The organism is Roseovarius faecimaris, from assembly GCF_009762325.1.
GTDB lineage: Bacteria > Pseudomonadota > Alphaproteobacteria > Rhodobacterales > Rhodobacteraceae > Roseovarius > Roseovarius faecimaris.
Window position 1 is genome coordinate 3052535 of record NZ_CP034348.1, and the last position, 14199, is coordinate 3066733.

The following is a 14199-nucleotide window of genomic DNA, read 5'->3' on the forward strand; positions in this document are numbered from 1 at the left end:
TTAATCGGCGGTGAACAACCGCATGACCGTATCCCCATAGCGCCGCTCATCCTCAAGCGTCAGCCAGTCGGGCGCCGCCACCGCCCCGCCTTCCTCCCAGACGATCAGCGCGCCCGGCGCGATCCAGCCGCCCGAATGCACCGCCTCCAAAGCAGCCTCGCCCAGACCCTTGCCATAGGGCGGATCGAGGAAAATCAGGTCATAGCCCGCCCCCGGACACGGTCCCAGCCGCCGCGCATCACGCGTCAGAACCTCCGCCTCAACGCCGCATAACCCGATATTTTGCCTCAGCAGTTTGAGCGACGCCCGGCCCGTCTCGACAAAGGTCACATGCGCCCCCCCGCGAGAGGCCGCCTCCAGCCCCAGCGCACCCGTCCCGGCAAACAGGTCCAGCACCCGCGCGCCCTCCACCGCGCCGCGCCCCATCAGGATGTTGAACAGGCTCTCGCGCACCCGGTCCGCCGTGGGCCGCAAATGCGCCGCCGCGTCCCCCTTGCCAACGGATGCCAGCCGCCGGCCGCGAAACGCGCCGCCAATGATCCTCACGCGCGCAACAGCGCCTTGAGATCGGCCTCCGGGTCTCCGACCACCTCGGGCGAGGCGGATTTGCCCATGTCGATCAACCGCTTGCCCACCATATAAGCGCGCGCGTCATTGGCCGCATCGACCGCCAGAAGCCGCTCCCCGGCAAAGTACCAGAACGAGATGCCATCCCCCCCGTCCCGCGTCACCACCCGGTCATAGCCGGTATTCAGCCCCGCGATCTGAAGCTTCACGTCATACTGATCCGACCAGAACCACGGCTGCGGGACATAGGTCTTGCCCGCGCCCATGATGTTCTCGGCCACACATTCGGCCATATCGATCGCATTGGGCACGCTCTCCAGCCGCAGCATCCCGTCGCCATGCGGGAAGGACGCACAATCGCCCGCGGCCCAGATGCTCGGGTCGCTGGTCTGGCCCAGCGCGTTCACCTTGATGCCATTCTCAATGTCCAGCCCCGCCGCCTCAGCCAGCGCGGTCGCGGGGGTGATCCCCACCCCAACGATGACAAAATCCACCTCCAATGTGGTCCCGTCACCCAGGATCGCACCACTCACCCGGCCCTCGCCGGTGAGCCTGTCCAGCCCTACGCCTTCACGGATGTCCACCCCGTGCGACTTATGCAACTCCCGGAAATAATTTGAGGTTTCCGGTGCCGCCACCCGTTGTAGGATCCGCTCGGCCATCTCCACCAGGGTCACTTTGACGCCCTTGCTGGCACAGACCGCCGCCGCTTCCAGCCCGATATAGCCGCCCCCCACGATCAGGCAGCGCGCGCCCTCGACCACGTCCGGCGCCATCGCATCCACGTCGCGCAGATCGCGCACCACATGCACGCCCTCCAGCGCCCCGCCGATGGCCGCAGGCAACCGCCGCGGCACCGATCCGGTGGTCAGCACCAGATGATCATAGGGCACGCTCTGGCCCCCTGCGATCACCGCCTTCGCATCGCGATCAATCGCCGTGACCTCCTCGCTCAGATGCAGGTCGATCCCGTTCTCGGCATAAAAGCTTTCCGGCCGCAGATAGAGCCGCTCCAGCTCCATCTCGCCCAGCAGGTACTTCTTCGACAGGGGCGGGCGCTGATAGGGCGGTGCCGCCTCGGCGCCGATCAGGGTGATCTTGCCGTCAAACCCTCCGGCGCGCAGCTTGGCCACGCAGGACGATCCGGCCTGCCCTGCCCCGATGACCACCACATCTCCCATGACGCCCTCCGATTTTTCATGGTCAGTTCCGCGAACCGACCCTATATCCTTGCCAGAGACAAACGCAATCACCGAACAGGGGACCGACATGACGATTTCTGTAGGCGACACACTGCCCGATGCCACACTGGGCCACATGGGGGCCGACGGGCCGGAACAGATCAATCTGGCCGACAAGACCAAGGGCCGCAAAGTGGTGATCTTCGCCGTGCCGGGGGCCTACACCCCCACGTGCCATTCCGCCCACGTGCCCAGCTTCGTGCGCACCAAATCCGAGTTCGACGCCAAAGGCGTGGACGAGATCATCTGCGTGTCGGTCAATGACCCCTTCGTGATGAAGGCCTGGGGCAAGGACACCGGCGCGTCGGACGCAGGCATCACCATGCTGGGCGATGCCGAAGCCGCCTTCACCAAAGCCATCGGGATGGACTTCTCCGCGCCCCCCGCCGGACTGATCGACCGCTCCAAGCGCTACGCGATGGTGGTCGAGGACGGCAAGGTGACCGTGCTTCACGCCGAGGAAAGCCCCGGCGTCTGCGAAGTCTCGGGCGGCGAGGCGCTGCTCAAGGCGCTCTGAATTTATCCGCGCGCGCCCCGGACCCGATCCGGGGCCGCTGCCTCTCCCGGGCGTGACGGGCCGGGCGACAGATTGCCGCGATCCGCGTTTTGTACAAAACAGGGGGTCATTTTGTACAAAACGTACAAAATTCGGCGCGTTACAATTCGCCCAGCAGGGTATCCATCTTGCGCGCCAGTTTCACGTCCAGCGCACTCAGCCCCTTGACGTCATGGGTGGTCAACAGCACCTCGACGCGGTTGTAGACATTGAACCACTCGGGGTGATGGTTCCACTTCTCCGCCCAGATGGCGGCGCGGGTCATGAACCCAAAGGCTTCCACGAAATCACTGAATTTGAACGTTTTCTTGATCGCATCCCGGGTATCGTCCAGCTCCCAACCACTTTCCAACAGCGGCTGCAGCGTGGTCTTGCGGGCCGTGTCGCTCAGGCGTTCGGTCATTCGTGTTCCTCCTCATGGGGTGTCTTGAACGGGCCATAGCTGGTCAGAACCTCGATGTCCTGATCCACCGCCGCCCGTTCAGCCGTTAAATAGTCGTCAATCGCCCGCGCGAAACCCGGATCAGCGATCCAGTGCAGCGAATGCGTGCTGACCGGAAGATAGCCCCGCGCCAGCTTGTGCTCCCCCTGCGCGCCCGCTTCAACGCATTGTAATCCTTGGGCAATTGCATAATCGATGGCCTGATAATAGCACAGTTCGAAATGTAGGCAGGGGTGGTGTTCAACGCAGCCCCAATAGCGGCCATAAAGGGCGTTTCGTCCGATCATGTTCATCGCACCGGCAACGGGCATACCGTCCCGCTCGGCCAGAATCAGCAGGATGTCATCACGCAGTTTTTCATGCGCGATCTCGAAAAACGCGCGTGTCAGATAGGGCGTTCCCCATTTCCGCGCACCGGTATCCTGATAGAAGGTCCAGACCGCATCCCAATGCTCCGGCGCGATCTGATCACCGGTTAACTGTCTGATATTCCCGCCGAAATTCTGGGCCTGTCGGCGCTCCTTGCGGATGGCCTTGCGTTTGCGCGAACTGAGCGCGGAAAGAAAGGCGTCAAAATCCGCATAGCCCCGATTTTCCCAATGAAACTGTTGGGTTACGCGCTCCAAAAGGCCCATCGCACCACCCGCTATGCGCTCTTCCTCGGTGCAAAAGGTGACATGCAGCGATGAGATATGGTTGCGCTCGGCCACCTGCACCGCACCCTGAATCAACGCCGCACGCCCCTCCGCCTCATGGCCCGGGCGGGTCAGAAAACGGCGGCCCGTGGCCGGTGTGAAGGGCACCGCGATCTGCAATTTGGGATAATAACGCCCCCCCGCCCGCTCATAGGCATGCGCCCAGTTGTGGTCGAAAATATATTCGCCCTGGCTGTGGCTCTTGCCGTAAAGCGGCGCGCATCCGATCACCTGACCGGCTTTTTCTGCTGTTAAATAAAGGGGTTGCCAGCCCGTGCCGGTCCCGACAGAGCCGCTGTCTTCCAGCGCTTTCAGGAAACGGTAGGTGGTGAAAGGGTCCTGCGGACGGCCCCCGTCCGACACATCCGGGCAGGCGCACGCATTCCAATCCGCCTCGGCAATCGCGCCAAGGTTTTCATGGGTGCTGATCGTGATCTCCGCGCCGCCATCCATTGCATCGCCGCCCTCCGCCTGCCGCTCAACCTGTGTCTCAGGCTGCCAAGTTCAAGCCAGATAGCCCTCAAAGGTGATGTTATCGGCAATCCTGCGCGCCTCGGCTTCCTGCTCGGGCGAGGTAACCGTCCAGCACAGCACGTTGGCCCCCTGCGCCTTGAGCGCAGCCACCCGGGGATTGGCCAGGTCAATCACCTCATGGCTGATGAAACTCGCCTGCGCGCGGTCGTAATCCGGCACGCCCCGCAGATGCGCGCGCGTCTCTTCGCGCAAGAGCGGCCAGTCCTCGGCAGGGTAGTCACAGGTGACGATGCCGCGCGGCCTGTCCGGCACCAGCTCGGCCAGAAGCGCCACCGAATTGGGATTGAAGGACATCAGAGCCACATCACCGGAATATCCTTTGAGATCAGTGGCTACCGCCCTTTCCAGCGTGCCGTCTGTGACGCCCATCTGGCCGTGCTGATCTTTCAGTTCCACCAGCAGCGGCACCTGGCCCGCGACCAGCGCCAGCACCTCGGCAAAGCCTGGAATGCCCTCGTCCCCGCCCAGCAGCGGGACCCGGGCCAGCTCGGCGGCAGAGCGCTGACGGATCGGTCCGGGCTCTCCCGTCAGACGCCGCATGTCGTAGTCATGAAACACCATCGCCCGGCCATCATGGCTGAGCTGCAGGTCCATTTCGATTCCATAACCGCGCGCCATCGCCGCCCGGATCGCCGCGCGCGAGTTTTCGGGGCGATGGTCGGTAACGTCATGCAGCGCCCGATGCGCCAACGGGGCCTGGAAAAACGCGGGCGGAAGGCGCGTCATTTGATCTGGAACACACCGTCGATTTCAACCGCGACACCAAAGGGCAGCGAAGGCGCGGACACCGCAGCACGCGCATGTTTGCCCGCATCGCCCAGTGCGTCTCCGATCAGGTTCGACGCCCCGTTGATCACGGCGGGCTGCTCGGTGAAATCGGGGGTGGAGTTGACAAAGCCGGTCAGTTTGACCACCCGCACGAGCCGGTCAAGATCACCGCCACAGGCCGCCTTGACCTGGGCCAGAAGGGCGATGGCGCAGACCTTGGCTGCCTCGGCCCCCGCGGCGGTGTCCATGTCATCGCCAAGTTTGCCGGTGAGCAGCGTATCGCCATCCTTGGCAATCTGGCCCGAGACATAAACCATGTCGCCGACCTGCACATAAGGCACGTAGTTGGCGGCAGGTGCCGGAGCTTCGGGCAGGGTGATGCCCATCTCGGCAAGGCGCGATTCAAACTTTCCCATAACTGGTCTCCCATTGGATTTTCGCGCGACGTTAGATCGTACGGGCCGAACTTTGAACGGGTAAAAAGATTTTTCGTACGAAAAATCTCAGCCAAAGAAAATTCGTACGAATTTTCTCAATCACGCAGCGCCTTGGCAAAATAATCTGCCAGAGGTTTCACCAGATAGGCAATGGGCGTGCGATCCTCCGTGCGGATAAACGCCTCGACCGGCATACCGGGGATAAGCGTTGTCCCTTCCGGCAAGCGGGCCTGCTCTCCTTCGCTCAGAACGATCTCGGCGCGGTAATAGCTTTGCAGCGTGGCTTCGTCCTGAAAGGCATCCGCCGAGATCTGCACAACTTGCCCGGTCAACTCGGGTGTCTGACGCTGATCAAGCGCGGAGAAACGCAGGGTAACATCCTGCCCGAGATAAATCTTGTCGATGTGGATGGGCTCCACCTGCGCGTTGATGATCAGCGGCCGGTCCTGCGGCACCACAAACAGCACCGGTTCGGCCGCCTGAACAACCGATCTCAGCGCAAAGATGCGCAATCCATAGACAACCCCGCTGACCGGAGCGGTGATTTCCAGCCGGGCCATCCTCTCGATCAGCGCGCGGCGCTCTTCGCGCAGCTCAAGTTCGCGGAACTGCAGATCGCGCAGGGTGCTGATCGCCTCTTCGCGGCGCCGCGTTCCGAGCTTGATGATTTCCACGTCGATCTCGGTGATCCGGCCCGCCGCCTGCGCCTTTTGCGCGGTCAACTCGCCCGACACCCCGGCCAGACGCGCCTCTTCACGTTGCAGGCTGAGCACGCGCGTGGCCTGCGCAAGGCCCCGGTCAAGCAGCGATTGCTGATCGGCCAGCTCCTGCTGGATCAACTCAAGCTGACGCGCGAGCGACGTTTGCTGCGCCTCGATGCCGACGATCTGATCCTCGATCTGGCCGCGCCGCTTCTGCAATTGGTCGATCTCCTGGGCGATTGACGTCGCACGCGCCTCAAGCAGACGTTCCTGCCCGGCGATCAGATCGGCCGCATCCGGGTTTTCCGCGGCCGCCTCCAGAAGCAGCGGATCGAAACTGATCGTGGGCTGGCCATCGCGCTCGGCCTCCAGCCGACCACGCCGCGCCATCAACTCGAACAACTGGCTTTCAGTGATCGCCAGGCGCGACGCCAGCTCGGTTGAATCCAGCCGTAACAGCACCTGTCCGGCCTCCACCGTGTCGCCCTCATCCACCTCGATCGCGGCCACGACGCCGCCATCGGGGTGCTGCACAACCTGTCGGTTCTGATCCACCTCGATCCGGCCGCTGGCGATGATCGCGCCCGACAGCTGCGTGCCCGCCGACCAATAGCCAAAGCCGCCCAGCAAAAGCACGAGGCCGATCAGCCCGACGGTCATCGGCCCGCGCACGGGCCAGGTGGGTTGTGCCGCGCTCATTGAACCCCTCCCGGACCGCTGTTCTTGGTCACTTCGGCGTGGTTCTTAAGCACCTCGCGCAGCACCTGTTCCTTGGGCCCGAAGGCGCGCACCTGGCCATGATCGAGCACCAGCAACAGATCGCATTCCTTGATCGCCGCAGGACGGTGCGCCATGATCAGGATCGACCGGCCCGCCTCCTTGAAGCCGCGAATGGCGGCGTTCACCGCTTCTGAGCCTTCGTTGTCGAGGTTTGAATTGGGCTCGTCCAGCACCAGGATCACCGGATCACCATACATGGCCCGCGCCAGGCCGATCCTCTGCATCTGCCCGCCCGAAAGCCGCCCGCCACCTGGCGTCACACGGGTATCGTACCCGTCGGGCAGGCTGAGGATCATCTCATGCGCATCCGCCCGGCGCGCGGCGGTGACCACCTGTTCGTCATCCGGCACCTCGGCGAGGCGGGCGATATTCTGGGCGATACTGCCTTCGAAAAGCTGCACGCGCTGCGGCAGATAGCCGATGTGACGGCCCAGCACCTCCGGGTCGAACTGATCAAGCGACGCCCCGTCAAGCCGGATCTTGCCGCCGGCGGGCGGCCAGACCCCGGTGAGCGCGCGCGCCAGGGTCGACTTGCCCGCGCCGGACTGGCCGATCACACCCACCGCCTGCCCCGGTTGCAGCTTGAAACTGACCATCTTCAACGCGGGCTGGGTCTCGCCCGGGGGCACCACCGTGAGTTGCTGCACATCGAGGCTCGCCTTGGGGCGGGGCAGTTGGGTCTTGGGCTCTTCGGGGCGGACCTTGCCAAGCAGCATCGCAAGATCCTCCCAGCCGCGCATCGCGCGCTGCACCAGCGGCCACTGGCCAATCACCTGTTCAATGGGGGCAAGCGCCCGGCCCAACAGGATCGAGCCTGCGATCATCGCGCCCGGTGTCAGCTCCTGCTGGAGAACGAGATAAGCCCCGAGGCCCAGCATCGCCGATTGCAGAAACAGCCGGAACGCCCGGGTGATGGTGGAAAATGTCCCCCCAAGATCGGATGCGGACATCTGATCGGACATGGACCGGTCGCGTGCCGCCTGCCAGCGCCGGAAGGCGGCGTCGCTCATGCCCATTGCCCGCACCATCTCCGATTCGGCGCGCACCTGGCCTAGAAGCTGCTCGGCCTGCACCGCCGAGGCGTTGGCGCGCTCCACCGGCCGCCGCGTGACCGACTGGTTGATTATCGTGATCAGGATCAGCAGCAATCCGCCGACAATTGCGAGCGTGCCCAACCAGGGGTGAAAGATCCAGATCGCAGCCAGGAAGAAGGGGGTCCACGGAATATCGAACAGCGCCATGAGCACCGGCGACGCCATCAGCCGCTGCACCGCGCTCAGGTCGCTCAGACCGGTGGTGGCCGTGGGGTCCGTTGTCTGCGTCGAACGGCGCACGACAGCATCGAACACCCGTTTGTCGAGCCGCGCCTGAAACCGCGCGCCAACCCGGCCCATCACCCGGCCGCGGGCATAATCGAGCAGACCCATCATCGCAAAAAGGAAGGCCACAAGCACAGATAGCGCGATCAGCGTCTCGACCGAGCGGCTTCCCAGCACCCGGTCATAGACCTGCAACATGTAGAGCGGACCGGTCAGCATCAGCAGATTCACGAAGAAGCTGAAGACGAAAACGAACCAGTAGAGCAGTCGGCTCTCGCGCCGTGCCGCGCGCAGCTCGTCCAGTCCTGCACTGTATATGCGTTTGTCCATAACCTGCTCTCGGATCGTGCGGCCGCACCGCCCATCCTGACATTATATCGTTTTGCCCACCATATATCAGGCGCCCGGTATTGCCACCGAATTGACGCCGCCCCGCAATTGCGACATATCGCGAATGTCGCCATTCTGCCACAATCGCAGCCACAGATGATCCGTCCGGCTGGGTTCACAGGCGGGATGGGTTATGTACCCGAGTGAACACTTAATTTCGTGATAGAGCTTTGCCTGTTTCAGCCCCCGATACCCGCTTTCGCACATGGCGCAACGCGCTGGCCCTGATGGGGCTGGGACTTCTTGTGGCTTGCGGACCCAAGGTGGCGCACCCGGTCGGCGAGCCGTTTGACCCCTATGAAGAGCGCAATCGCAAGGTGCATGAGCGGTCCAAGAAAATCGACAAGACGATCATCCGCCCCGTGGCCATCGCCTATAGCGAGACCATGCCGGACGATATCGAGATCCTGGTCGGCCGCTTCTCGGACAACCTGTCGCTGCCGCAATCGGTGGTCAACAACACCTTGCGCGGCAACATGAAGGGAGCGACGGAAGATCTCTATCGCTTCGTCGTCAACAGCACGATCGGTCTGGGCGGTTTCTTCGACCCGGCGACCGAGCTCAACATGCCCGCCTCCTCCGAGGCCGATTTCGGCATGGTGCTGCATGCCTGGGGCGTCCCGCAAGGGGCCTATCTGGAACTGCCGATCCTTGGCCCCTCGACCGAGCGCGACGCCGCCGGGCGCATCGTCGATCTGTTCACCGATCCGCTGAGCTATGTGCTCGCCTCTCCCGAAAGCTATATCCCGACGGCGGCCAGTGTCTCGTCCAGGATCAGCGACCGGGGCCGCTATGCCGAAACGGTCGATTCCATTTTGTACGACAGCGCCGACAGTTACGCTCAGGCGCGCTCGATCTATCTGCAAAATCGTGCCTTCGAACTTGGCGGAGGCAGCTCGGATGCCTATCTCGACCCGTATGACAGCCCCTATGAGGACCCGTATGATGAATGAGTTTCCGCGTCGCCGTTTTCTGAGCCTTACTGCCATGGGCGCTACGGCGGCCATGATGCCCGTCAGTGCCTGGGCGCTGAACGACGCCGAGGCCAAGGCCCTTGTCGGCAAGGTCGTGGACGATATCAACCTGGTGATCGCCTCAGGCAAATCGCTCAGCAGCATGATCTCGGATTTCGAGAAGATCTTCCGCAAATATGGCGATGTGAACATCATCGCCGCCTCGACCCTGGGGCCGGATTACAAGCGGATGAGTTCCAGCCAGAAATCGGCCTATGTGCAGGCGTTCCGTGGCTATATCTCGCGCAAATACGGCAAGCGGTTCAAGGAATTCGAGGGCGGGCGCATCGAAGTGAAAGGCGCGCGTCAGGTCAAATCCTGGCATGAGGTCAAATCGACCGCCTATCTCAAGGGCGAAGCGCCGTTCGAGGTGCTGTTCCTGGTGTCGGATCGTTCCGGCAAGGATCTGTTCTTTGACATGGTGATCGAAGGCGTGAGCCTGCGCCTGAGCGAGCGCACCGAGATCGGTGCGATGCTGGACAAGCGCAAGGGCGATATCGACGCCCTGATCGCGGACCTGAACAAGGCCGGCTGACCCCGGCCGCCCGCGGGTGCCATTGCGGCACGCCTGCGGGCAATCAGCGGTCGATACCCCCCGTTGCATTGCCGGGGGTGATCTCGCCCGAGTTGATCAGATCGCGCAGGATGCCCTCGATCGCATTCTCCGGATCTATCCGCATTTGCGGCACCTGCTCTTGCGATTGTTCCGAAATCCCGCCACTGCGCCGCGACATGGGCAGCGGCGTCGCGGGCAGGCCCGCATGCACGCGGATCATCGTCTCGCGCCAGACTTCGGCGGGCAGCCCGCCGCCGGTCACTCCCTTCAGCGGGGTGTTGTCGTCATAGCCCATCCAGACGCCGGCCACGTAATCCGCCGTAAAGCCCAGGAACCACGCATCGCGCGCGGCCTGGGTCGTGCCGGTCTTGCCCGCCGCCTGGCGGTCGGGCAGGTTGGCGCGCCCACCGGTGCCCCCCTCGCCATTCACCACCTCATGCATCATGTAAATCAGCTCGCGCGCCGCATCCTGCTGGATCACCCGCTCTCCGATGCCGCCGCCGGTGCCCATCAGCGGCGCTTCGTCCCCCAGCAGGCGCAGCTCCACGAGGCCATAAGGCGTGACCGATGAGCCGCCGTTGAGGATACCCGCATAGGCGCCCGCCATCTCAAGCAGCGTGCTCTCCGACGCACCCAGCGCCAGCGCCGGACCATCGGCCAGGTCGCTTTCAATACCGAATTCACTGGCCACGCGGCGCACAAGATCGCGCCCCACCGATTCCGAGATTTTCACCGCCGGGATGTTCAGCGATTTCTTGAGCGCCTCGGTCAGCGTGACGGGGCCGTAATATTTCCGCGTATAGTTTTCCGGGCACCACTGACCGGATCCGGGGATATTCTGGCAATAGGGCTCGTCGACGATGATGCTGTCGCTGGTATAGCCAAGCTCCAGCGCCGTGGCATAGACGAAGGGCTTGAAGGCCGAACCGGTCTGTCGCCGGGCCATGGTGGCGCGGTTGAACGCGCCCGTGACCTTGGAGTTGCGCCCGCCCACCATCGCGCGCACAGCGCCATCGGCGGACATCACCACAATCGCCGCTTCGGCCTTGGACCCGTCGCGCACCTTGTTCTCGAACGTGTAGGCCAAGGCCTCTTCCGCCGCGCGCTGAATGCGCTGATCGAGCGTGGTCTTGATGATCACGTCCTCGGTGGTGTCGCGGGTGAAGAACTCGGGCCCTGAATCCATCACCCAATCGGCGAAATACCCGCCCGCCTGCGCCTCTGCCGCCTGGCTGAGCGTTGCGGGATCGGCCTGCGCCGCTTTCATCTCGGCCCCGGAGAGATAGCCCTGCTCCTGCATGAGGCGGAGCACAGTGGCCGCCCGCGCCTGCGACCGCTCAAGATTGGTGGTCGGCGCAAACCGGGAAGGCGCGGTCAGAAGCCCCGCCAGCATGGCCGCTTCCTGCGCGTTAAGCGCCGCGGCGGGTTTGCTGAAGTAACGCTGTGCCGCGGCTTCGGCCCCGTAAGCTCCACCCCCCATATAGGCGCGGTTGAGATAGATCGAGAGGATCTGATCCTTGGTGTATTTCACCTCCATCGCCATGGCAAAGATCGCTTCCTTGGCCTTGCGCTGAAGCGAGCCGCGGCGGCAATCGGCAACGTAATCCTTCTCTGATTCCCATTGCGACGGATCGTATTTCACCCCCAGACACAATAGCTTGGCCGTCTGCTGCGTGATGGTCGAGCCACCATGACCGCTGAGCGGCCCACGCCCTTCGGACAGGTTGATCTTGACCGCCGAGGCAATACCGCGCGGGCTGAGGCCGAAATGTCGGTAAAACCGTTTGTCCTCGGTGGCGACCACGGCATTCTTGAGGTGCTTGCTGACCGACTCTGCCGTCACCACCCCGCCAAACTGATCGCCGCGCCAGGCAAACACCTCGCCATCACGGTCCAGCAGCGTCACCGACCCGCGCGCACGCCCGTCCAGAAACGCCTCCACGCTGGGCAATGTTGTGTAGGTATAGCCGACCCAAAGCCCCAGCACGAGCAGACAGACCGCCGTCACCCGCCAGGTCACCCACCAGATCAGCCGTAAAATCCATTTGAAGATACCGATGAAGAACGCCGCGATGGGATTGCGCTTGCGCGTGGCCTTGCGCCGCTTTGGCTTGGCCGCACGGGTCTTGCGCTTGGGGGCCGGTTTCTTCGGCTCCCGCTTGGGCGCGACAAGGCGGGGTTTTTTACGGCCTGTGTTACTCATGCTCTGACTGCCCGTTAACCGGTTTTGTCCCATCCTACCCTGCACGTGCCGGAATGTAGACCCCTCATGGCCCTGGCACGCTCGCTTTTTGCCATGCCTATTTTTCAGGCAATGGCAAAAACTTGCCGATAATTTGTGCATACCCTGATCTTTTTAACCGCAGATTCACGCCCCCTCCTGTCTCTCACGGCCCCGACTCGCACATTCTGCGTGTGCAAATACGTCATGCCGCACTGCAGCAAGCGGTGCCGCAGAAGAAAGGAAAGCCTGTTGAAACTCATCATCGCAACACTCAAGCCGTTCAAGCTCGACGAGGTCCGCGAAGCGCTGACCGCGATCGGCGTGCGCGGCATGATGGTCACCGAGGTCAAGGGGTTCGGATCACAATCGGGCCATACCGAGATCTATCGCGGGGCCGAATACACCGTGAATTTCGTGCCCAAGGTCAAACTCGAAATCGCAGTCAACGCAGACATGGCCGATCAGGTGATCGAAACCATCAGCACAACCGCCCGTACCGGCAAGATCGGCGACGGCAAGATCTTCGTCCTCGACCTTGAGCAGGTCATGCGCGTGCGCACCGGCGAAACCAATCAGGACGCGCTTTAAGGCGCGGGAGAAGGAGAAACCCAATGCAAAACAAATACCTGACGTCTGCCGGGATCGCTGCCGCACTGGCGCTTCTGCCCGGTATGGGCCTGGCCCAGGAGGCGGACACGACCCCGCTGAACGCCGATATCGGCTTTATCTTCACCACCTTCATGTTCCTGGTCTCGGGCTTTCTCGTCTTCTTCATGGCGGCCGGGTTCGCCATGCTCGAAGCAGGCCTCGTGCGCAGCAAGAACGTTGCGATGCAGCTCACCAAGAACATGGCGCTCTTCTCTCTCGCCTCGCTGTTCTATTTCCTGCTGGGCTACAACCTGATGTACCCGGGCGATGGTTGGTCGATGGACGGCATTCTTGGCGCGTTCTCGATCACCTCGCTTGAGCCTGTTGGCCTGGAAGGGGCCGAGCCTGACCTGACCTATGCCTCTGTCGGTTCGGACTTCTTCTTCCAGCTGATGTTCTGCGCCGCCACCGCCTCGATCGTGTCAGGCGCTCTGGCCGAGCGGATCAAGCTCTGGCCGTTCCTGATCTTCGTTATCGTGCTGACCGCGGTCATCTACCCGATCCAGGCCAGCTGGAAATGGGGCGGCGGCTTCCTCGATGCGGCGGGTTTCCAGGATTTCGCTGGCTCCACCGTGGTGCACTCGGTCGGTGGCTGGGCCGCTCTGGTGGGCGCGATCATCCTCGGGCCGCGCCTGGGCAAGTACAAGGATGGCAAGGTTCATCCGATGCCCGGCTCCAACCTGGCCCTCGCCACGCTTGGTACGTTCATCCTGTGGCTCGGCTGGTTCGGCTTCAATGGCGGCTCGCAGCTTTACATGGACACGGCCGGCAACGTGGCTGACATCTCCCGGATCTTCTCCAACACCAACACTGCCGCAGCGGCAGGGGCCGTGGTGGCAATGATCCTGACCCAGGTGATGTACAAGAAGCCGGACCTGACGATGATCCTCAACGGCGCTCTGGCGGGCCTCGTGTCGATCACCGCCGAACCGCTGACGCCTTCGCTGATCTCCGCCATGCTGATCGGTGGCGTGGGTGGTGCGATCGTGGTGTTCGCCGTGCCGATGCTCGACCGTCTGAAAATCGACGATGTGGTCGGTGCCATCCCCGTGCACCTCTTTGCCGGGATCTGGGGCACAATCGCCGTCTGCTTCACCAATGACGCCGCCTCCTTCGGCACTCAGCTCTACTCCATCGTTGTCGTGGGTGTGTTTGTCTGCGCCGCCTCGGCCGTGGTCTGGCTGATCCTGAAGGCAGTCATGGGCCTGCGCGTCGACGAAGAGACCGAGATCAACGGGCTCGACATGTCGGAGCTGGGCATGGAAGCCTACCCGGAGTTCTCACCTACCTGAGGGCGCATACCGCGCACTTCCTGAAACTGACCCCGG

Annotated in this window: 14 protein-coding genes; 5 read left to right on the top strand and 9 right to left on the bottom strand. The window is 63.0% G+C overall.

The window, feature by feature from the left end:
- Nucleotides 1-546 carry a 16S rRNA (guanine(966)-N(2))-methyltransferase RsmD gene (gene rsmD / locus EI983_RS15340; RefSeq protein WP_157708231.1) on the bottom strand — a complete coding sequence of 182 codons (546 nt, stop codon included), beginning with the start codon at nt 544-546 and terminating at the stop codon, nt 1-3.
- Nucleotides 543-1748: an NAD(P)/FAD-dependent oxidoreductase gene (locus EI983_RS15345; RefSeq protein WP_157708232.1), complete on the bottom strand. Its 1206-nt coding sequence runs from the start codon at nt 1746-1748 to the stop codon at nt 543-545. The genes rsmD and EI983_RS15345 overlap by 4 nt, the downstream gene beginning before the upstream one ends.
- 88 nt (nt 1749-1836) lie before the next feature.
- Here EI983_RS15345 and EI983_RS15350 point away from each other — a divergent pair, with 88 nt between their 5' ends.
- Nucleotides 1837-2325, top strand: coding sequence for a peroxiredoxin (locus EI983_RS15350; protein ID WP_157708233.1), 489 nt, complete (start codon nt 1837-1839; stop codon nt 2323-2325).
- A 139-nt stretch (nt 2326-2464) separates the two neighbouring features.
- Here EI983_RS15350 and EI983_RS15355 read toward each other — a convergent pair whose 3' ends face one another.
- The 6 genes from EI983_RS15355 to EI983_RS15380 form a co-directional block, all read right to left on the bottom strand.
- Nucleotides 2465-2767 carry a 4a-hydroxytetrahydrobiopterin dehydratase gene (locus EI983_RS15355; RefSeq protein ID WP_157708234.1) on the bottom strand — a complete coding sequence of 101 codons (303 nt, stop codon included), beginning with the start codon at nt 2765-2767 and terminating at the stop codon, nt 2465-2467.
- Nucleotides 2764-3954, bottom strand: coding sequence for a GNAT family N-acetyltransferase (locus EI983_RS15360; RefSeq protein WP_157708235.1), 1191 nt, complete (start codon nt 3952-3954; stop codon nt 2764-2766). The genes EI983_RS15355 and EI983_RS15360 overlap by 4 nt, the downstream gene beginning before the upstream one ends.
- Nucleotides 3955-4005: 51 nt before the next feature.
- Nucleotides 4006-4761 (bottom strand): glycerophosphodiester phosphodiesterase family protein, encoded by a 756-nt coding sequence (locus tag EI983_RS15365; protein ID WP_157708236.1) that lies wholly within the window; start codon nt 4759-4761, stop codon nt 4006-4008.
- Nucleotides 4758-5219, bottom strand: coding sequence for a RidA family protein (locus tag EI983_RS15370; RefSeq protein ID WP_157708237.1), 462 nt, complete (start codon nt 5217-5219; stop codon nt 4758-4760). The genes EI983_RS15365 and EI983_RS15370 overlap by 4 nt, the downstream gene beginning before the upstream one ends.
- A gap of 116 nt (nt 5220-5335) precedes the next feature.
- Entirely contained in the window at nt 5336-6640 is a 1305-nt protein-coding gene (locus tag EI983_RS15375) for an HlyD family type I secretion periplasmic adaptor subunit (protein ID WP_157708238.1), read from the bottom strand.
- On the bottom strand, nt 6637-8370 hold the full coding sequence (locus tag EI983_RS15380; protein ID WP_157708239.1) for a type I secretion system permease/ATPase: 1734 nt from the start codon (nt 8368-8370) through the stop codon (nt 6637-6639). The genes EI983_RS15375 and EI983_RS15380 overlap by 4 nt, the downstream gene beginning before the upstream one ends.
- Before the next feature lie 230 nt (nt 8371-8600).
- Between EI983_RS15380 and EI983_RS15385 the strand changes: the two genes are divergently transcribed.
- Together EI983_RS15385 and EI983_RS15390 are read left to right on the top strand one after the other, a co-directional pair.
- Entirely contained in the window at nt 8601-9383 is a 783-nt protein-coding gene (locus EI983_RS15385) for an MlaA family lipoprotein (protein WP_246162207.1), read from the top strand.
- Nucleotides 9373-9978 carry an MlaC/ttg2D family ABC transporter substrate-binding protein gene (locus EI983_RS15390; RefSeq protein ID WP_157709118.1) on the top strand — a complete coding sequence of 202 codons (606 nt, stop codon included), beginning with the start codon at nt 9373-9375 and terminating at the stop codon, nt 9976-9978. The genes EI983_RS15385 and EI983_RS15390 overlap by 11 nt, the downstream gene beginning before the upstream one ends.
- Before the next feature lie 43 nt (nt 9979-10021).
- Here the strand turns inward: EI983_RS15390 and EI983_RS15395 are convergent, their stop codons facing one another.
- On the bottom strand, nt 10022-12202 hold the full coding sequence (locus tag EI983_RS15395) for a transglycosylase domain-containing protein (RefSeq protein ID WP_157708240.1): 2181 nt from the start codon (nt 12200-12202) through the stop codon (nt 10022-10024).
- Nucleotides 12203-12472: 270 nt separating this feature from the next.
- Here EI983_RS15395 and EI983_RS15400 point away from each other — a divergent pair, with 270 nt between their 5' ends.
- Both EI983_RS15400 and EI983_RS15405 read left to right on the top strand, forming a co-directional pair.
- Complete coding sequence (locus tag EI983_RS15400; protein WP_157708241.1) at nt 12473-12811, top strand: P-II family nitrogen regulator; 339 nt, start codon at nt 12473-12475, stop codon at nt 12809-12811.
- A 23-nt stretch (nt 12812-12834) separates the two neighbouring features.
- Nucleotides 12835-14163: an ammonium transporter gene (locus EI983_RS15405; protein WP_157708242.1), complete on the top strand. Its 1329-nt coding sequence runs from the start codon at nt 12835-12837 to the stop codon at nt 14161-14163.
- The last annotated feature ends 36 nt before the right edge of the window (nt 14164-14199 follow it).

Bases quoted from the DNA above. Each gene is read 5' to 3' on its own strand.
- EI983_RS15370 (WP_157708237.1), bottom strand. From the start codon at position 5,219: ATGGGAAAGTTTGAATCGCGCCTTGCCGAGATGGGCATCACCCTGCCC.
- EI983_RS15360 (WP_157708235.1), bottom strand. From the start codon at position 3,954: ATGGATGGCGGCGCGGAGATCACGATCAGCACCCATGAAAACCTTGGC.
- EI983_RS15405 (WP_157708242.1), top strand. From the start codon at position 12,835: ATGCAAAACAAATACCTGACGTCTGCCGGGATCGCTGCCGCACTGGCG.
- EI983_RS15375 (WP_157708238.1), bottom strand. From the start codon at position 6,640: ATGAGCGCGGCACAACCCACCTGGCCCGTGCGCGGGCCGATGACCGTC.
- EI983_RS15365 (WP_157708236.1), bottom strand. From the start codon at position 4,761: ATGACGCGCCTTCCGCCCGCGTTTTTCCAGGCCCCGTTGGCGCATCGG.
- EI983_RS15395 (WP_157708240.1), bottom strand. From the start codon at position 12,202: ATGAGTAACACAGGCCGTAAAAAACCCCGCCTTGTCGCGCCCAAGCGG.
- EI983_RS15350 (WP_157708233.1), top strand. From the start codon at position 1,837: ATGACGATTTCTGTAGGCGACACACTGCCCGATGCCACACTGGGCCAC.
- EI983_RS15345 (WP_157708232.1), bottom strand. From the start codon at position 1,748: ATGGGAGATGTGGTGGTCATCGGGGCAGGGCAGGCCGGATCGTCCTGC.
- EI983_RS15390 (WP_157709118.1), top strand. From the start codon at position 9,373: ATGATGAATGAGTTTCCGCGTCGCCGTTTTCTGAGCCTTACTGCCATG.
- EI983_RS15355 (WP_157708234.1), bottom strand. From the start codon at position 2,767: ATGACCGAACGCCTGAGCGACACGGCCCGCAAGACCACGCTGCAGCCG.
- EI983_RS15380 (WP_157708239.1), bottom strand. From the start codon at position 8,370: ATGGACAAACGCATATACAGTGCAGGACTGGACGAGCTGCGCGCGGCA.